11 protein-coding genes are annotated in these 19598 nt (G+C 51.6%); all 11 read left to right on the plus strand.

Annotated elements, in window-relative coordinates; all coding sequences use genetic code 11:
• The first annotated feature begins 183 nt into the window (after positions 1–183).
• The 11 genes from A3849_RS07015 to A3849_RS07065 all read left to right on the plus strand — a co-directional run bounded on the left by A3849_RS07015 (position 184) and on the right by A3849_RS07065 (position 19561).
• Positions 184–906 (plus strand): hypothetical protein, encoded by a 723-nt coding sequence (locus A3849_RS07015; protein WP_074110763.1) that lies wholly within the window; start codon positions 184–186, stop codon positions 904–906.
• 383 nt (positions 907–1289) lie between these two features.
• On the plus strand, positions 1290–2021 hold the full coding sequence (gene ric, locus A3849_RS07020; protein ID WP_143186207.1) for an iron-sulfur cluster repair di-iron protein: 732 nt from the start codon (positions 1290–1292) through the stop codon (positions 2019–2021).
• A 169-nt stretch (positions 2022–2190) separates the two neighbouring features.
• The gene (locus A3849_RS07025; protein ID WP_143191752.1) at positions 2191–2892 is read left to right on the plus strand and encodes a hypothetical protein; all 702 of its coding nucleotides are present in this window, start codon (positions 2191–2193) and stop codon (positions 2890–2892) included.
• A gap of 210 nt (positions 2893–3102) precedes the next feature.
• Positions 3103–5535, plus strand: a complete 2433-nt coding sequence (gene nirB / locus A3849_RS07030; RefSeq protein WP_074110765.1) for a nitrite reductase large subunit NirB — start codon at positions 3103–3105, stop codon at positions 5533–5535.
• Between the two features lie 30 nt (positions 5536–5565).
• Positions 5566–5886, plus strand: a complete 321-nt coding sequence (nirD, locus tag A3849_RS07035; RefSeq protein WP_074110766.1) for a nitrite reductase small subunit NirD — start codon at positions 5566–5568, stop codon at positions 5884–5886.
• A gap of 51 nt (positions 5887–5937) precedes the next feature.
• A complete protein-coding gene (locus A3849_RS07040; RefSeq protein ID WP_074110784.1) occupies positions 5938–6756 on the plus strand; it encodes a formate/nitrite transporter family protein in 819 nt (272 codons plus the stop codon).
• A gap of 580 nt (positions 6757–7336) precedes the next feature.
• Entirely contained in the window at positions 7337–12808 is a 5472-nt protein-coding gene (locus A3849_RS07045; protein ID WP_074110767.1) for an S-layer homology domain-containing protein, read from the plus strand.
• 859 nt (positions 12809–13667) lie between these two features.
• Positions 13668–14639 carry an ABC transporter permease gene (locus tag A3849_RS07050; protein WP_256700678.1) on the plus strand — a complete coding sequence of 324 codons (972 nt, stop codon included), beginning with the start codon at positions 13668–13670 and terminating at the stop codon, positions 14637–14639.
• A gap of 37 nt (positions 14640–14676) precedes the next feature.
• Positions 14677–15555, plus strand: coding sequence for a carbohydrate ABC transporter permease (locus A3849_RS07055; RefSeq protein WP_074110768.1), 879 nt, complete (start codon positions 14677–14679; stop codon positions 15553–15555).
• Between the two features lie 60 nt (positions 15556–15615).
• Positions 15616–17217, plus strand: a complete 1602-nt coding sequence (locus A3849_RS07060) for an extracellular solute-binding protein (RefSeq protein WP_143191754.1) — start codon at positions 15616–15618, stop codon at positions 17215–17217.
• Between the two features lie 37 nt (positions 17218–17254).
• Positions 17255–19561 (plus strand): helix-turn-helix domain-containing protein, encoded by a 2307-nt coding sequence (locus tag A3849_RS07065; protein ID WP_074110769.1) that lies wholly within the window; start codon positions 17255–17257, stop codon positions 19559–19561.
• Positions 19562–19598: the final 37 nt, after the last annotated feature.

A 19598-nucleotide genomic window follows, 5' to 3' on the forward strand; every position in this document is an offset into this window, starting at 1 on the left:
GCGGCAGAATATAATATAATAGAAAAAAAGTTGCTGCCCACCCCTTTATGACGCGGTTTTTTTTGATTGTAATATAGATAATTATGGCAACGCTAACAAAATGAAGCGTATCCTTTCGAAGTAAGTTTTGTACGAAGTGAATTCAGGAAGCTATGCTAACAAAACTTTTAGGAGGCGAGGAAGATGACAACCACCTTGTTTTCCCGGGAAATAACCTATGGAAAAAAAGATGTCGCCGAACTGGAGAGTGCTTCGATCAGAGTGCAGCTTATTTACGACAAAGTGTTGTTCATGCTCCACAGCCATCTCCCCGAGTCTTTGTGGAGCGCATGGATTGGGGTGCCTTATGACATCATCTCTTCTTTGTACAAAGGGGATAACGATAGCGGCAGTGTTTTTCAAAAGTGGATTCAAAGCCCGTCTGGCTGGAAATGTATCGGATGCGAGCGTCATTGCCTTGAGCCTTCAGCAGGTCCGGCAATTCCATCGCCTGGCAAGCAGCGCAGGTTCACTTTCCATAATGGTATCCGGCAGAGTATGGTGCTACAGGCAGTGATCTGGTCGATGTATGAAAATACTTTGCTCTTCCAGCCCTATTTGGGCGAAGAATCTTTTCTGGATGAAGCTGATCTGGATACGATCTCCACATACTTCGTACCTACCTATCTGAGCAAGCACCGTCTGATCGAGAACGGCAAGCGCTGCAAGGAATATCTGGAGTCGAACATCCGGGTGTATCAGGAATGGATCGCCGCTCCCGATCTGGTGCTACAGTGGAACGGAGGCCTGACCGAAGGCCGCTGGATGACCGGAGTTTACGTGGACCATTCGCGCTTTGCCGGGCTTGGCCCATACCTGAAGGATGCACAGGGCAAGCGTACGTATATGCGGGCTACGGTGGAATAGATATTATGAATTGTGGGATATTGTAATGAGAAACACCTCGCTAAGAGGTGTTTTTTCGGTTGGGATAAAGTTTATGGTTGATGCTTTACTTGCTTTCTATAGGTATTACTTGCACAACTGCGGAACGAAACTGTTTAGCCCTGCAAGAGCTCTTCAGTTCGTTGTAAGGCTATGGTTTCTCCGTCCCAAAATCTAATAGATAACCAACAACTATATATAGTAGAAAGAATCGAATTATTGGAAGTGAAACTATCCCACCACCCACAAGTTCATTAAAATTTTTTATATTTAGTGCGTACAATCACAAACCGTCTTCCACGCTGGCGTTAAGGTATAGAGGTAAAAGAAACCTAGACCAACAACAACCCAAGGGAGGGCCCAGCATGACGGCCAAACAATTGAACAATACAATGACGGATACATCCGCTCAATTCACCGGTGAAGCAATGGTAAGAGATATCGTCCTTCAATTCCCCAAAGCAGCAGATTACTTCAAGGCACAGCGGATTGACTTTTGCTGCGGAGGCGCGAAGCCTTTGGCAGAGGCGGTAGCCGAAAAAGGGCTTGATACAGAGGCAGTACTTCAGGATCTGAACAAGCTGTATGCCGACCATCCGGTGCTGGAAGAAGATACGGCCTGGAACGAAGCATCGTCAGAAGAGCTGGTTGATTACATTATCAACAAGCATCACAACTATTTGCGCGAGGAGCTGCCGCTCATCGCCCAGAATGTAACAAAGGTCTTCCGCGTCCATGGAGAGGATTCTCCGCACTTGGCTGAGGTGTACCGCTTGTTCCATACGCTTCGTGAGGAATTGCTGGAGCACACGGCCAAGGAAGAAGAAAGTGAATTCCCCAAAATGCTGGCCTATGATAAAAATCCAACCGCTGAAGGGTTGGCTGAGCTGCGCGGACTGCTAAGTACGCTGGAGGAGGAGCATGACGGGGCAGGAGATATTTTACGCGAGCTGCGGAGAGTTACAGGGGATTTCACCCCACCGGAGCATGCTTGCACCACTTACCGTCTGACCTATGCCCGTCTTGAAGAGCTGGAGGGCATGACCTTTGAGCATGTCCATCTGGAGAACAACATTCTTTTCCTGCGCTACCAATAGAAAATTAACATTTCATAAGTCCCTTCGGGGACTTTTTTTGTGCTGGAATAAGGAGTATTTGAGAACGGCACCCGTTTACGTTATTCTTAAAAAAGACAATGTACATAATCAAGACATGTCTGAACAGCAGCGGAAAGCTGGAGTCAGGCGGGAGAAGGCGGTGCCGGGAATGTCCGCGAAGTGGGTGTGGCGTATTTTACTGGGAATAATGATAATTGCAACCTTGAGCGGCTGCTCATCGGTTCTTGGCACTCCAACAGATGGGAACGATGCCGGGACTGGAAATGCCGGACCAGGCTTTTCGGTTCGGGTCGGTGACAGCGAGCTGGCTGGAAGCGCGGGCAGGCAGCTAAGTGAAGCCTATACAGATGGGTTGACGCTCATCGAGCTGCTCAAGAACAGTGGCGTAGCCACGTTTGCGGATGACGGGAACAAGATTCTGGCAGTCAACAAAGTATCTTTGAGTCCCGAGTGGATTTGGGAGATTCAATTGAACGGCAAAAAAATAACGGATTGGAACAGCCGCGTTGACCGCGGGGATACCCTCGTTGCTGAAGCTGTCCCAGCAGCAAGCGGGGCAGAGTTGCAGCCGGTCATTTTCACTGTTAACGGGGGTAGTGAGCAGCCGCAAATGACGCATTCTTACGTGCTGCCGTATACCGAGGACCTGTCCGTACGGGGTGTATTGAAGACCAGTGGAATGGTGCAGCTCTCCGAGGATAATAAGACGATAATCAGTATTATGGATTACAAGCCACTCAGTAATGAGGCATGGATGCTGAAGGTAAATGGCAAGCAACTGCTGGACACCGGGATCGATATGAAGCTTAGACCACAGGATACTCTGGAGGTTGTGCTTGTGTTGCTCTAAATGAAGTACTATTTCGCCACATTCCTTAGGCTTACGTCAAGGAATATGGCGTTTTTTTGTGTCCCAAAAGAGTTAAGGAAGCGTGATTAAAATTATGTGAAATGCTTCACAATTGGTGTGACTGCAATCACAAATCCGCTTTAAATTTTAACAGTATAATTTCTTTATCAAATCATGTTGTGATGAAGTTCAGATGCATGAAGGAGGGTCATGACAGTGACAGTGGAGAGAGAAAAGCTAGTACTCATAGGTAACGGAATGGCAGGAGTAGGCACAATTGAGCAGATTTTGAAGCTTGGCGGCGCTTATGATATTACTGTGTTCGGAAGTGAGCCGCATCCCAATTACAATCGCATTATGCTGTCCTACGTTCTGGAAGGCAGTAAAACAATCGAAGACATTATCCTCAATGACCGCCAGTGGTATGCGGATCATCATATTACTTTGCATACAGGAACTACAGTTATCCGTATTGATGAAGCATCTCGGCAGATCATCACAGATAATGGACTGTCTGTTGCCTATGACAAAGCGATCATTGCTACAGGCTCGAACTCGTTCATTCTGCCAATACCGGGAAGCGACAAGGAAGGGGTAGTTGGCTTCCGTGATATCGCAGATTGTGATGCCATGCTTGCAGCAGCCAAGCAGTACCGCACGGCAGCAGTTATCGGGGGCGGACTCCTGGGACTGGAAGCGGCCAAAGGACTTGTGAATCTCGGCATGGACGTTACGGTTGTGCATCTGCTGGAAGATCTGATGGAGCGCCAGCTGGATCATACAGCTTCCTCCATGCTTCAGGCAGAACTGGCCCGCCAGGGCGTGAAGTTTGCTATGGGCAAGCAGACCGTTGAGCTGACCGGGTATGAACGTGTGAACGGACTTCGCTTCAGTGACGGAACGGAGCTGGCCGCGGATTTTGTAGTCATGGCTGTGGGAATTAAGCCGAATACACAACTCGCCAGAGAAAGCGGCATTACGGTAAATCGCGGGATTGTTGTCGATGACTATCTGCAAACCTCGATGCCGGATGTATATTCCGTAGGTGAATGTACAGAACACAGAGGAACTTGTTATGGTCTGGTTGCACCGTTGTTCGAGCAAGGAATGGTGCTTGCGAAACATTTGTGCAACGTGCCAACTCAGCCTTATGAAGGTTCGGTTGTAGCCACCAAGCTAAAAATCTCTGGAGTAGATGTCTTCTCTGCCGGTGAGTTCACAGAAACCGCAGAGCACACGGTCATCTCAGCCAAAGATGAATGGAAGCGGACCTACAAGAAGATTTTGCTCAACAATAATACCATTGTCGGAGCAGTCCTCTTCGGCGATGTCACGGAATCGGCCAGTCTGCAGAAGCTGGTGAAGCAGGGTGCAGAAATGACTGAGGAGATTTACAGCGAGGTTATGGGCACAGGCTGCTGTGGCGGAGGCGGAGCGAAAAAGAGCTTGTCGGTGGAAACGATGGCCGATGAAGAGATTGTCTGCGGCTGCAACGGGGTGACCAAGAAAGCCATTGTTGATGCTGTTACGGAGAATGGTTTCACCACTGTAGATGAGATTAAGGCCTGCACCGGGGCTACCCGTTCCTGCGGGGGCTGTAAGCCAGTCGTGGAGCAGATATTGCAATTTGTCCTTGGGGACAGCTTCCAGCAGAGTGCCAAGCAGGGGATCTGCAGCTGCACCACTCTAAGCCGAGATGAGATCGTAGCCGAAATCACCTCCAAAGGCCTGAAAACGACCAAGGAGGTCATGAATGTACTGGACTGGAAGCAAGCCGAGGGCTGCTCCAAATGCCGTCCGGCGGTGAACTATTATCTCGGTATGATCTATCCGGACACTCATGAGGATGAGAAGGAGTCGCGCTTCGTCAACGAACGGATGAGTGCGAATATTCAGAAGGACGGTACTTTTACGGTTGTACCTCGTATGTATGGCGGAGTCACGACACCGGAGGATTTGAAACGGATCGCCGACGTCTCCTTGAAATATGATGTTAAGGTTGTAAAGGTGACCGGCGGGCAGCGTCTGGACCTGATCGGTATCCGGAAAGAAGATGTGCCCAAGGTGTGGGAGGAGCTGGACATGCCATCCGGTTATGCCTATGCGAAATCGCTGCGCACTGTGAAGACCTGTGTAGGTTCGCAGTTCTGCCGTTTTGGCACACAGGACTCCATGGGTATGGGAGCGCTGCTTGAACGCAAATACGAGCGGCTTGATTTTCCGGCCAAGTTCAAAATGGCAGTCAACGGCTGCCCGCGCAACTGTGCGGAATCATGCACAAAAGATATCGGCATCGTCGGCAACGACGGCGGCTGGGAGATTTTCATTGGCGGTAACGGCGGGATCAAGCCGCGGATCGCGGATGCCTTCTGCAAGGTGAAAACCGATGAAGAACTGATTGAGGTCTGCTCCGCAGTTATGCAGTATTACCGTGAAACAGGGAACTATCTGGAACGAACCTCCGAGTGGGTGGAACGTATGGGACTTGAGCAGATTCAACAGGTGATTCTGGAGAATGATGAGCAACGCAAGGAGCTTGCTGCACGGATTGATTTTGCCCTGGCACAGGTTTCTGATCCCTGGAAAAAAATGCTGGATGACCAAGATACACGTACCGCACTGTTTGAGCAGGCAAAAGTCTAACCTATACCGAATATGAGAGGAGAGAGCTCAATGCAAACCACTACACAAGAATATGCTGTAGGCACGGTGGAAGAATTCCTGCTGCAGATTGGCCGGGTTGTCACCACCGGTGAGATTGAATTAGCCATTTTCCGCACCTCGGATGGTGCCGTCTATGCCCTGGAGAATCGCAGTCCGCATCCCAAAGGCGGTCCGCTGGCTGAGGGGATCGTCTCCGGCTACTATCTGTACGATCCGCTGTATGACTGGAAAATCGATCTGCGCAGCGGCGAAGTTCAGGCCCCGGACCACGGGAAGGTAAAGGTCTATCCGGTTATACTGGACGGCGGTATTGTAAAGGTCAGCCTGTAGAAAGTCTGGATGAATAAACAATTTTAAAGGAGAATGGGGCGGGGTGGACGTGTGTTTACGCAAAGTGTAGAGAACATCGTGGAGACGGCAGTGGCCAAACGTGACAAGATGAATGAAAGTCTGCCGAAATACTTTCTTGCAGCACTGCTGGCCGGAGCCTATGTAGGCATTGGTATTATTCTGATCTTTTCACTCGGGGCACCGCTGGCGGCGGTTAAATCTCCTTTTCAGCCGCTGATTATGGGGATGTCCTTCGGGATTGCCCTGACACTGGTAGTCTTCGCCGGCTCGGAGCTGTTCACCGGGAACAATATGTTTTTTACCGTAAGTACACTTGCGGGAAGAACTAGCGTATGGGATACAGCGAAGAATTGGGTCCTCGTATTTATCGGGAATGTTGCCGGTGCGGTGGTTCTGGCATTACTGATCCGGGGTACAGGATTATTTACAGCGGCTCCGGCGGAACATCTGATTTTTACCGCAGCCGCCAAAAAAATGAGCCTGCCGTTCTCTGAGCTGTTCTTCCGCGGTATTCTCTGTAACTGGCTGGTTTGCCTGGCACTGTGGATGTCCTCCCGCGCCAAAAGCGAGACTGCCAAGCTGGTGCTGATCTGGTGGTGTCTGTTCGCCTTCATCGCGAGCGGCTATGAGCACAGTGTAGCGAATATGACGCTGCTAAGCGTAGCGGTGCTACTGCCTAACCATCCGGAGACGGTTACTATAGCCGGATGGCTGCACAACATGATTCCGGTCACCTTAGGCAATATTATCGGCGGCGGCGTGTTTGTCGGTATGGCGTACTGGATGATCTCCCCGGTGCGGACAGCACGGACTGGTGTTATCAATAAGACGAAAAAGCAAGTCAGCTAGTCCTTGCAGAGCCCTGTGGTCAATTGACTGCAGGGCTTTTTTTGGCAGCGAGCTAAAACATAGGCACGGGTATAGGCATGGTGAATGGAGATTTCAGCTTCACTATCGTTGAAGCATGTTGAAAGGGCTGATCGGTTTGGTACTGATTGATTATAGTGAGCTCCAGATATAAAGCAAACAGGGATTATCCAAGAACTGCAGAGTGTTGTGCCTTGTCCGTCTGGATGGACAAGGCCTTTTTGCATGAGCTAAAAGAGAAGGCGGAGCTTAGGCAGATGATGATCGGCAAATCGGCCCAGGCACTGTGTCGGTAGCCTTCTTGCTTATCCATGCCGCTGTATTGCTAAAGTAAGTAGTAAAGCTGATTACATCATAAGTACAGATAGAGAGAAGCACAAAAATGGAAACCTCAAAATCACAAATAAAGAAGACCGTCACAAAAAGTGCAGATAACACAAAACGATGGCAGATGCTAGGGTATAGGTGCTTTAGACTCTGAAAAAAAGGAGGATGGTCCGGAGCTCCGGCCGGAGTGCAAGAATAAGCGAAGCCAATAATAGCCACAAAGGAGGCATTCGATTTGAGAACCCAAAGGTATCCCGCAAGAGTTGCTGCCGTACTGTTCAGTGTGCTGCTGATCTTGGGCAGCGGGATTAACATCCCTCCTGCATTTGCCGCATCTGCGCCAATCGCTAATATTCCAGGATGGCCAACAAGCTACAATAATAATGGGGTGGACGGGGAAGTCTACATCGACCAAACCGCATTCAGCGCGGGTCAGGCCTCATTAAAATTAGTGAACCGGACGCCAAAGGCAAGCAATGTGTTTCTGGCGATCCGGCAGCACGTTCCGGTGAAGCCCAATACCACCTATCAGGTAAGCCTGAAGGTCAAGGGGATTGAAGCCTCGCACTCAAGTATCGCGCTAAATACAGGCTGGTCGCTAAGAAAGGCTTTGCCGGCGGGAACCTTCGATTGGCAGTCCATCACGTGTAATCTTACAACAGATGCCTCTGCCACCTCTTACCCGTTTACCGTTCTCTCCGAAGGCGTAACAGCGGCACTTTGGCTCGATGACATGACGATGGTGGAGGCAGGAACGGATACCAATCTGCTGCAGAACGGGGACTTTGAGGCAGTGCCGCAAGCTGCGGCCGTCAGCGCCGATCCTCCTTCTGGACCAGTGGAATCAGGTACAGCTGTCAGCTTGGCTACAGCAACCGTCTCTGCTGCTGTTTACTACACAACAGATAGCACGGACCCTGTTTTGTCTCCGACAAAGCAATGGTATACCGGGTCGGTTGCTATCGATCATTCCTTAATTTTGAAAGCGTATGCAACAGGTTTGGGATATACAGACAGTCCTATATCCACTTTCAGCTATAGTGTAAACGGAGCAGGGGCAGGCACAGTGATTGATGAGCAGACTTTTTTTGGAAGTCTGGCGGAGGGCAAAGCGGTGCCTGTCTATTATGCGGACGGGATTGTTCTGGACGGTGATTTAAGTGAATGGAACGAAGCCTCCTTCATCGAATTGCCACTGCCCGGAAGCGGCCAGGCCAATTTGGCCAACTGGCAGGGAGCCTCTGATCTATTGGGAAGGGTGTATTTTGCATATGACGACGATTCCCTCTATCTTGCCGCGAAGGTGCGCGATAATGTGCAGTCTGGCGTGGCCGGAGCCTCCATGTGGTCGGGAGACAGTATCCAGTTCGCTTCCGGGACAAGCGCATTGTATGGTCCGGAATACGGATTTGCCCATGTAAACGGGGAGCCTGAGGTATGGACATGGAACCAGGGAGATACGCCTCCGGACAAGGGACCAATTCAATTGCGAACCGGCCGGATTGGCTCGGAAACTATCTATGAGGCCAGAATCCCCTGGAACGCCCTCCACGCAGGTGAGCCGGGGACATCCATGCCCTTTAATTTTGTGCTGAATGACAATGACGGAGCCGGACGGAAGAATTGGGTGGAATGGACACCGGGCATAGGAAAAACGAAGGACCAGCACAGCTTCGGGAATCTGTTCTTCATCCCGCAAAACAGTCAGTGGGCGGCATGGCTGGACCGTGATTATACGCAGCCGGAAGAGAACCGCTTCACCGCGGAGCAGAACGAGCCGCTGGACTTTCAGTTGAATCTGGTGAATTCCACAGATCAGATTAAGCAATTCCAGGCAAGGATATCTCAATTGGACCCGGCATGGAGGGATATCACAGTACCTGCACATTCCGTATTGCAGCATCCGATTACGGCCTCCTTTGCCGAGACCGGACAGCAATCGCTCGCGGCAGAGGTCAGGGAAACGGGAACGGGCGAAGAGAGGACACTGAAGTGGGAGCTCGGCATTCTTCCCTCCGGCACTCAGATTGAAGAGGATCTGGAGCAGCTTGAAGAAGATATGGGTGAATTGAAAGCGCTGCTGGAGCAGGCTGAGGCACAGGGGATTGCAGTGGATTATGAAAAGCTGGATATAACGGTCATCGATAAATTTATTCCTTACGGCAAAGAAGATGTCGTCCAAAATAAACTGGAGCGGGCGCAATATGTCAGAGACCAGCTGTTGCTTCTGTACCAGCAGACCCGGGACCGCCTTGAGGCCTATTTGGCCGGCACACAGACCAGTTTCCCGGTTCCGCAGTATGTTACCGGCGATGTGTACATCGACCAGCAATCTTTCATTGGCAACACGGTCAATTCGCAGACAGGGGCAGAGGAGTCAAGACCGATCTTCTTTACCGGCTACGGGCATTTCGCCCAGGTGAAAAAGGATATTCCTGTTCTGTCCCAGCTCGGGTCGAATATGATCCAGATGGAAACCGGACCTAACCGTATCCTCCAATCGCCCAATACGATACTTGGGTGGAGCACGGAAACCAGGGGGGAAGCCAAGGCGAGCTTTTCTTACGGGACAGAAGCGGTTCACGAAGGAAGTCGGGCCTTGAAAATAGTCAACCTTACGCCAAAGGCTGCAAACGTGTATGGAACGGTATGGCAGAAAATAGCCGTCAAGCCAAACACCGAATATGAATTCAGCATGTGGGTCAAGGGCAGCAATGTAAACAACACATGGTTCGGGACCTTCGCAACCCGGCTGGGTATCCCGGCAGGAACCTATAATTGGCAGAAAATTGCCAAAAAATATCGCACGGGCAGTGCCGAGACCTCTCTGGATTTCCGCATCGTGTCCGAGAATGTAACCGATTCTCTGCTGATCGACAGTATTGGTATTGTGGAAAGCGGGACCACCGCCAATCTGGCGGCGTATCCCGGATTTGAGGATGGCGGCACTGTAGTGAAAGAGGATTATCTCATCTCTACGGCCCATATCCGGAATGATATCCAGCAGGCGCTGCAAAGTGCCGGTGAACACAATCAGGCGGTGAGCCTGCTGCTGTCACCGCACTACTTCCCGGACTTCCTGCTGCAAAAGTACCCTGAAATCCGTTCCAATAACAGCGGCTTCATCAAATTCAACTTTAACCATCCGAAGGCAAGGGAGGCGATTGAGGATTATCTGCGCACCCTGATTCCCATGGTCAAGGATTATCCCGCTCTCCATAATATCGTATTGTCCAATGAGCCGGTGTTCGCCTCTTATAAAGATCCTGCGCAAAAGCCCGCATGGCAGGCTTATCTGAAGCAGATGTATTCGGACATTGGACAGCTGAATGCCGTGTACAATACCGCCTATGAATCCTTTGAGCGGGTTACGATGCCGCAGGCGGAGGAGCGGACAGCGCTTTATTATGACTGGATCAGCTTTAATGACCAACTGTTTGCTGAGTGGCATGAATGGATGGCAGATATTATCCATGAAATGGCGCCGGATATTCCTGTGAGCGTCAAAATCATGGGTGGAGTGCTGGCCAAGTCCCAACTGGCCAAGTCTCCGCTATCCTGGGGGATTGATCCGGAGCAGATTTCCGGGCTCAGTGATCTGAACGGTCTGGATGCCTGGGATTATCTGCATGACGAGGGAGCGACAATTATAGAGAAACTTAAATATTATGATTTGCTGTCCTCCTATAAAACGGCTCCTGTGTTCAATTCGGAAGACCATATCATTCCCGACCGCGACAGCCGCTATGTGCCCGAGCAGGTGCCCCATGTGCGCAACGATATATGGCAGGGAGCTATTCATGGACGAAGTGCTTCAACCATATGGGTATGGGAAAGAACCAACGATCCCGCCAGTGATTTCGAGGGCAGTGTATTGTATCGTCCGGATGTCGTTTCGGCTATCGGCAAAACAGGCATGGACTTGAACCGTCTGGCCCGGGAGGTTACCTCCTTCCAGAACGCTCCGGCAGAAACAGCCGTTCTGTATTCCAAGGCTTCCAACCTGTACCGTCCGGCTTATCTGGAGGCGGTGGACCGGGTCTATTCCGCTCTGTCCCTCTCCGGGCAGAAGGTCGGCTTTGTCAGTGAGAAGCAGATCAGGGAAGGCAAGCTGTCTTCCGTCAAGCTGCTGATTATTCCGGATGCCCGGAATGTGGACGCAGAGACTGTAGAAGCCGTAAAAGTCTATATGAAGCAAGGGGGGCAGGCGGTTGTGCTGGGCGAGGAGTCCTTCGTCCGGGATGCCCATAACCGGGCGCATCCGGAAGCGGCCAGAAGCTACATTATGGCGCATGCTGCAGTTATTCCTGTGTCAGGAACCGCAACCGCCCTGACTTCGCCCACTCTCCCGGCACTGCAAGCACAGTTAATTCCGCTGCTCAGACAGCAGAATTTGCTTCAGGTGGAATTGACAGATGCTCAAACAGGAGAAACGGTCTCCAATGTGGAGTGGAGAACCAGTGTATACGAAGGCAGGCTGTTACTTAATGTCGCCAATTACAGCTGGCAGGCCAAACAGATAAATATCCTTCTCGATGGACAGGCGACGGAAAGCGCACAGAATTTGATTCAGGGCAAGAGTCTTGGAGCATCGGGCTTAACGCTTGACCCCTTCTCGCCGTTGCTGCTTGACTTGGGACCTGCGGAGAACAGCAGTCCTGATACACCAGACGGCAATCCCAATTCACCGGACAGCCGTCCTTCTTCTCCGGGAAGCGGCGAATTGCCGGATAAGCTGCTCCTAGCAGCAGGCCAGGCCGGGGAGTTACGGCTCGGGGATGAAGCGAGACTTACACTCCCCAGCGGATTCATGGATACAGCGGTTAGCCTGTCCATTCGCAAGCTGCAGACTGTCCCGGATTCCGGCAGAGCATTTCCGGGAGAACTCATCAGTTCGGTTGTTGAGATCACAATGGAGCCTTCCCGTACGCCCGCCAAATCTGCAGCCTTGAGCATCCGCTTCAATAAAGCACAGCTGAAGGCGCAACAGAAGCCCGTAATGTTTGCATTCAACGAGCAGGAACGTACCTGGGTGGACATCGGAGGAACGGTGGACAGGGATCAGCTCATCGCCGGGGTTGATCTGTTCACGAAGTTTGCCGTTTTCGCGCTTAGTCCTTCTCCGGACGATCCGGGAAAGGAAGGAATAAGCACCGGACTGGCCCTGAACGATATCGGGGGCCACTGGGCCAGGGACAACATTGTTGAGGCGGTAACCGCAGGCCTGGCGAATGGCTACGGGGACGGAACCTTCCGGCCGGATCAACCGGTGGTCCGTGAGGAGTTCCTGACGCTGCTGGTCCGGGCGCTGCAGCCGGCAGAGAGTCTGAACGGCTTGTCCTTTGCGGATGCGCAATCGGTAAGCGGCTGGGCGCGAAGCTCTACGGCGGCGGCTGTGCAGGCCGGATGGATAGAAGGAAACGAGGATGGCACGATCCGGCCCGGGACGCCGCTCTCCCGGGCGGAGCTGGCGGTTCTGCTCATGCGGGCCCATTCCGGTACGGAGCTGAAGCCGGCTGCGGCGCGGATACCGTTCAAGGATGAAGCAGCCATCCCCGCCTGGGCCCAAGCTGCGGTATCCGGCGCAGCCGAAGCGGGTCTCCTTCAAGGAGACGCTGTAGGCAGATTTCTTCCAACGAAGACAGCGACCCGCGCCGAAGCGGTAGTGGTCCTCCTGAGAATGATGAAGAAGGAAAGTTCATTATAATTGCATGGGCGGTATTCCTTCGGGAGTGCCGTCTTTTTATATGTTGGGTGCCCAGAGGCACGCATTATCTATTGGGTAAGAGTTCAACCAAAGGAGGGGCCAAGCCACCTTTGTAGCTAGCTAGGATGTAAAGAGGCGTTCTATAAGCCCAAAAGGCGAAGTGAACCGTCTGCAGGAAGGGAGTCCGAGGGGCTCATAATACCGAAGAACCTAAGGACAACATAACCTTAGGGAGGGAAGGAGCCCTGCTTTGTTCATGTTTCACCAGGAGGTACGAGTTCGTGAATGCCAAAATGGCTAACGACACGCAAGAAAACGCTCAACAACTCTAAGGGGAAACTAGGTCATGAGGCCAAAGCAAATATGCTGCATGCCCATGAATGACGAACATCGGAAAGCCGTATGAGGGAAAACCTCACTTACGGTTTGATGGAGGAGGGGCTGAATTTATTCAGCCCTGTACTCTAGTCGCGCAATAAATGCTCCTTATCATTCTCGCTGAAACGGATACTGCCCTTTTAAAGACGCGTAGGCGTTTCTACTTATGGCTCTTGAAGGACACACGTACCGGAGTAATTGCACTTTGTACACTAGAAAGCGGAAAGTTCAGCGGCGAGCTCGTCTCTCCCGGGAAGGTGATTGTTTTTGCATAAATTACCATAAAAGGAAATGAATTCACTGCCCGGCTTAAAAAATGGAGGTTGCAACAAATGATGAAGGGTGCCGAATCGGGAAATGGTGTAGAAAACGGGAAAGTGAAGGTTTCGGAAGCTCTTTCTTTCATGCTAATTTGAGGGCAGCCGTTTAGACAGGCGATATCGCCGGATGAACGAGCCCCAGCAAGAAAGGAGAGATTTGCTTGTCACAATCCGCAGAGCCCTATATTCCACCGGCGATGCAGAAAGGCTCCGGACCCGCAGTATCCAAAAGCCGATTCCGGAAACAGCTGAAGCGGGATAAATATTTGTATCTCATGCTTATTCCGGTTGCTGTGTTCTTTATGCTGTTCAAATACGCCCCATTATTCGGAGAAATTATTGCATTTAAAAATTACAGGCTGGCGGATGGAATATGGGGGAGCGAATGGGTGGGTCTGGAGCAGTTCAGGAAGCTGTTTGCCAGCCCGGAATTTTATACAGTACTGCGTAATACGCTGCTGCTTAATTTGTACAGTCTCGTGTTTGCTTTCCCGGTGCCGATTATTCTGGCTGTACTGCTTAACGAGGTGACCCGGAGCAGCTACAAGCGTGTGTTGCAAAATCTGCTGTACATCCCGCATTTCATCTCCTGGGTGGTTCTGGGGAGCATCGTCATCGCCATCCTGTCCCCATCCACCGGGATCATGAATCAGCTGATGCAATGGGTTGGTCTAGAGCCGATTTATTTCATGGCAGACACCTTCTGGTGGCCGGTATCCTTCATTGCTTCAAGCATATGGAAGGAGGCGGGATTCGGAACGATTCTGTATCTGGCGGCTATAAGCGGCATTGACCCTACCCTGTACGAGGCGTCCAAAATCGACGGAGCCAGTAAATTCAGACAAATCTGGCATGTCACCTTGCCGGGTATCCGCGGTACCGCCGCAATTCTGCTGATTCTCCGGGTAGGCCAAATGATGGATGTCGGCTTTGAGCAGGTCTACGCCATGAAGAACAGCGCCGTCAGTCAGGTTGCCGAGGTTATCAGCACTTATGTCTATACCCGCGGGATCGAAAATCTTCAATACAGCTATACAACGGCCCTGGGGCTGTTCCAGTCACTTATCGCCTTTATCTTGGTCATTTCGGTCAACCGGCTGATCAAGACTATGGGAGAACGGGGCCTGTGGTAGGAGGAATCATGCTTACAGAAAGAGGTCGATTACATTTATGAAAGCCAAAGCCGAGTTCTCATCCGTATTTTTCCGGTGGCTGAATTATATCGCGCTTGCCTTGTTTGCCGCGGCGACAGTGTTTCCCTTTATCAATATTATCGCCACATCCTTCAGCGGCAGCCGGGCGATCAGCGGCGGGGAGGTTTTCCTCTGGCCGGTTGATTTTAATCTGGACGCCTACCACAATCTGTTTGACGACGGGCAACTGGTAGTAGCCATGAAAAATACGGTGTTCATCACTGTTGCGGGGACTGCTTTTAACATGCTGTTCACCGTGCTGTGCGCCTATCCCTTGTCCAAAAGCAGGCTGCGGGGAAGAAACGCTATTCTGATGGCTGTATTGTTCACCATGCTGTTTGGCGGCGGGATGATTCCCCATTTCCTGTTAATTAACGCTCTGGGGCTGGTCAACACGTATTGGGCGCTCTGGCTGCCCGCATTAATCAGTGTCTATAACATGTTTGTCATGAAATCCTTTTTCGAGGGACTCCCGGAAGAGGTGGAAGAATCCGCCGCTATCGATGGAGCCAATGAATTGACCATACTCTGGAGAATTATCCTTCCCTTGTCCATGCCGGTCATTGCGGCTCTGACCCTGTTCTATGCAGTGGGCTGGTGGAACTCTTATATGAATGTGCTGATTTATATCCAAAGCACCGACAAAATGTCCCTGATGGTCAGATTGTATCAAATGATTGAAATGGTCAGTCCGGAACTGCTGAAGAGCGGGGAAGGCGTAGGGCAGATTTCCATTACACCGGAGGGAATACGCGCGGCATCCATTGTTTTCTCGATCACGCCGATTCTCTGTGTTTACCCGTTCCTGCAAAAGCATTTTGTCAAAGGCGTTATGCTGGGTTCGGTCAAAGGCTGATATCACGAGCTTACCACAAGCTTAAAGATATGCTAGATTAATAAGGGAGGTTATTTAAAAATGAAAATGCACAAAACCAAATGGCTGTCCTCAGCGTTGACGCTGGGAATAGCGGCGGCCACGCTGCTGAGCGGGTGCGCGAACAACACGGACACGGCCAGCAACAAGACAGATTCGCTGGCAACCACCAGCCCCGAGGCGACAAACAGCAAACCCAAAGCTGTAAGCGTTTCAATGTTCGACCGCGGCGGCGTTTCCAGCGATGAGGGCACCTATGAGGACAACCGCTGGGTCAAATGGATCAAGGAGCAGAGCGGGATAGACGTGAAGATTATTCCGGTTCCCCGGGCACAGGCCCAGGACAAATTAAATGTGCTGATCGCTTCCAACCAGGCGCCGGACCTGATTTGGGAATATGACCGCAGTTATATCGGAAAGCTGGTTACACAAGGGGCGATCCAGCCGATTGATGAATATATCGAGAAGTACAGCACCTCTTACAAAGCCTATCTGGAGGCACATCCAGAACTTAAGCCGTACCTGACGTTCGACGGGAAAATGTATGCGGTTGCCACGGAGCGGACCATGAATTCCGTTGCCAATCACGGTGCCTGGATTCGTCAGGACTGGTTGGATAAGCTTGGGCTGGCCATGCCGACTACCATTGACGAATTGCTTCAAGTCGCCCAGGCCTTCAAGGACGGAGACCCGGACGGCAACGGCGCTGCGGATACGACACCGATCGTAGGCTCAACCACCTTTGACTTCTATTCGGCCATATATGCGGATATGAACAACCAGTGGTATCTGGAAGATGGCAAGATGGCCTATGGCGCCTTGCTTGACCGGTTCGGCGATGTCATGTCCCTCGAAAAGCAGGTATACGAGCAGGGGCTGGTCGATAAGGAATATTTGACCGACAAGAACAATCAGCGGGCCATCCAGCTATGGACCACCGGCAAAGCAGGCATCTATATTGCCAACTGGGGCGGCGCAACGATGGAATCTCAGCTGAAGGATATGCTGGCCAATGTGCCAGATGCGCAGCCCGTGCCGCTGGAGCCGGTATCCACGAAATACGGCAAGTTTGGCCTGTATCAGGAAACTTCCCCGTTCATTTATGTTGCCTTCAACAAGGATATGGCCGATCCTGAAGCGGCTGTGAAGTATCTGGACTGGATGGTGGATGAAGGCTGGAAGACACTTATCAATGGCTTTGAGGGCGAACATTACACCGATGTGAACGGAGTCGCCAAGGTGATCGACGCCGACAAATTCAAGAAAGAAGTAGGATACGCCGGAGAATACGCCGTCCTGCGCAACAGTACGTTCAAACCGGAAGATTTGCTGGTGAGGGCCGCTTCGGACGAAATTTCCCAGCGTCTCGCCGCGCTCAGCCGGCAGGGGCTTGAGGTGGCGATGAAGAACGAATTCAGACGGGATATTCCGTATCAGCCAACCTTTGTGGAATTCAACGAAATCCAGACATCCATGACGCCATTTATCAATGAAATCCGCGCCAAGGTTACCACACAGGGAAGCAAGTATACCGGTGCCTGGGCGCTTGAGGAAATCCGCAAGGAATGGAAACGGCTGGGCGGAGAGCAGGTACAGGTCCAGGCGCAGGAATGGTACGAGCAGAACAAAGCCAGTTTTGAGTAACGGCTGAGATCAGTCGGGAACAAAAGGATGGGGAGCTTTGCAGAATAAATGGGCAAAAAAATTGATGGCGGGCTTGCTGATTCTTTTGTTCCTGATTGTGTGCATATCGGGGCTGTTATTTTATTTTATCTTCACCGGCGATCTTAAGGACCGCCTGACCCGGACGAATATGGAACTGCTGGAGCATATGAACCAGAAGCTGGAGCTGGTGCTGAAGAGTGTGGACAATGAGTCTGTCCAGCTCGTTCAATATGATGAGGTCCAGAAGTTTTTTGATGAAAAGCTTCCCAGCGAGGAAGCGGCCGGCAATGATTTCCGGCTGGGCGGACAGATCGACAGGCTCATCCGCAGTGACGATTACATCTTCTCCATCGATATGTATTCTTACAGCCAGAACAGGCTGGTTTCCGGGGATGTGCTGACCGAGGAGCGCAAGCTGGAGGATTATGGATGGATCAATGCGTTCGAGACATTCGACGGCTATTTTGAGTGGCTGCCGAGCCGGCAACTGGTCATTAACCGGTCCACCTCGCCAATCTACAGAAATGTGGTCACGCTGGTCCGCACCTATCCGCTGCTTCATTCCGTGGGTGCCCGCAAAGGGGCGATAGCACTGAATCTGAAGACGGAAATGCTGCTCTCGCTGATTCACAATGAAGATGAGGATCTTGGGGAGACCTTTATTGTGGATGAGACGGGGCAGATCGTTCTTCATCCCGACGAGAACAAGCTGGGGCAGAACATCGGCCAGTCTTCATACATTCATGAGGCGCTGAGCCGCAAGAGCAGAACAGGAAACTTTCACTCACAGGTGGATCAGAAGTCGTCGATGGTCTTCTATTTGGACTCTCCCTACACCGGATGGATGCTGGTCCGCACCGTTTCTGATCTTAAGCTCAACCAGCCGCTTATTGCGCTCCGTAATACGTTGGCCGTAATTTCGGCGATGATCCTCACTGCCGCTGCCGCCATGGGCTTGGTGCTCAGCAAGTGGACCTTCAGACCGCTGAACCGGTTTTTGCACACACTGTCCGTCAAATTGAACGAATATTCTCCACAGGCGAAGGAGACAGACCGGGCAGATGATCTGCAATTTCTGGAGTCCGCTTTTGAAGGGATTCTGGTCCAGAGCGACCAGCTGCACAAGCAGATGCGGGAGACCCGACCCATGCTGAAGTGGCAGCTGCTGATGGAGCTGCTCTCCAACTATAAAATCAATATCTCCAATGTTGTGCAGTACATGGAGATGCTCGGAATCCAATTTCATCCGAACCGCTTTGTCGTGCTGAACGCGGAGCTGGACCGGCGGGAAGAGATTGCTGCGATCCGGGATGTGCACCTGTACAATTATGCGCTCTGCAATTTAGCCGAGGAGCTGATTCTGGCCGAAGGAAAAGGTGCTGCCATCGAGCTGGAGAATGGCACCTGTGCCATCATCATCAGTTTTGCCGACGATGATGCCGATGCCGAACTGCGGGCGGTGGCTGTAGCGGAACTGATCAAAACGTATGTGGAAGAGAATTTCCGGCGCACTATCTCCATTGGGGTGGGGGGGCTGGTGGAGTCCATGACAGAGCTTCACAAGTCCTTTAAGCAGTCCAAAGAGGCCTTGTCCTACCGCCTTGTCTTCGGCGCAAATTCGATCATCACCCGCGAAGATATCCACAGCGATCTTTCTCCCCGCTTTTACCGTCTGGTTGCGATGACGGAGGATATGATGGATTCGCTGAAGATGCTTGATGGTGCGAAGCTCCGCGAGCAGGTGGAGCGCTGGATCGAAGCCTTAGCCGAATATGGCGTGCCGCCCCAGATCATCCGGCAGCTCAGCCTTCAATGCCTGATGAAGGCGGCGGAAATTGCCGAAGAGGTCGGCATCGGCCATAAGAACATCCAAATGCCCCAGGAGCTGCAGGAGTCTTTGAATCTGCACAAAAGCCTCGAAGAGATCAAGGAATTCCTGATGGAGACCCTGCAGGGACATATGGAATCCATCAAAGAGAAACGGAGCAGCAGGGAGAAGAACGGTCTGATTCTTAAGGTGCTGGATTATATTCATGACAATTACAGCAGAACTGATCTGTCGCTGAATTTGCTGGCTGAGGAATTCCGGGTCAGCGTGTCTCATCTGAGCAAGCTGTTCAAGGAGCAGACCGAAGGCAATTTCATCGACTATCTGATGGCGCTGCGCATGGCCGAGGCCAAACGGCTGCTGGAGGAGACTGACGGCAAAATCATGGATATTGCCGAAGCGGTAGGCTATGGCAACGTCAACAGCTTTGTCCGCATCTTTAAAAAATTCACAGCACTGACCCCCTCCGAATACCGGGAGCAGCGGCGCAAATAACCGGGAGCAGAAGAAACTGGGGCATTAACGGCTTCTC

Origin of the sequence: Paenibacillus sp. P46E, assembly GCF_001909095.1 — a bacterium.
GTDB classification, from domain to species: domain Bacteria; phylum Bacillota; class Bacilli; order Paenibacillales; family Paenibacillaceae; genus Paenibacillus_AQ; species Paenibacillus_AQ helianthi.

What these genes read in the sequence shown, in the direction of transcription:
- A3849_RS07015 (WP_074110763.1), top strand. Translation starts at nt 184, where the DNA reads ATGACAACCACCTTGTTTTCCCGGGAAATAACCTATGGAAAAAAAGAT.
- ric (WP_143186207.1), top strand. Translation starts at nt 1,290, where the DNA reads ATGACGGCCAAACAATTGAACAATACAATGACGGATACATCCGCTCAA.
- A3849_RS07025 (WP_143191752.1), top strand. Translation starts at nt 2,191, where the DNA reads ATGTCCGCGAAGTGGGTGTGGCGTATTTTACTGGGAATAATGATAATT.
- nirB (WP_074110765.1), top strand. Translation starts at nt 3,103, where the DNA reads ATGACAGTGACAGTGGAGAGAGAAAAGCTAGTACTCATAGGTAACGGA.
- nirD (WP_074110766.1), top strand. Translation starts at nt 5,566, where the DNA reads ATGCAAACCACTACACAAGAATATGCTGTAGGCACGGTGGAAGAATTC.
- A3849_RS07055 (WP_074110768.1), top strand. Translation starts at nt 14,677, where the DNA reads ATGAAAGCCAAAGCCGAGTTCTCATCCGTATTTTTCCGGTGGCTGAAT.
- A3849_RS07060 (WP_143191754.1), top strand. Translation starts at nt 15,616, where the DNA reads ATGAAAATGCACAAAACCAAATGGCTGTCCTCAGCGTTGACGCTGGGA.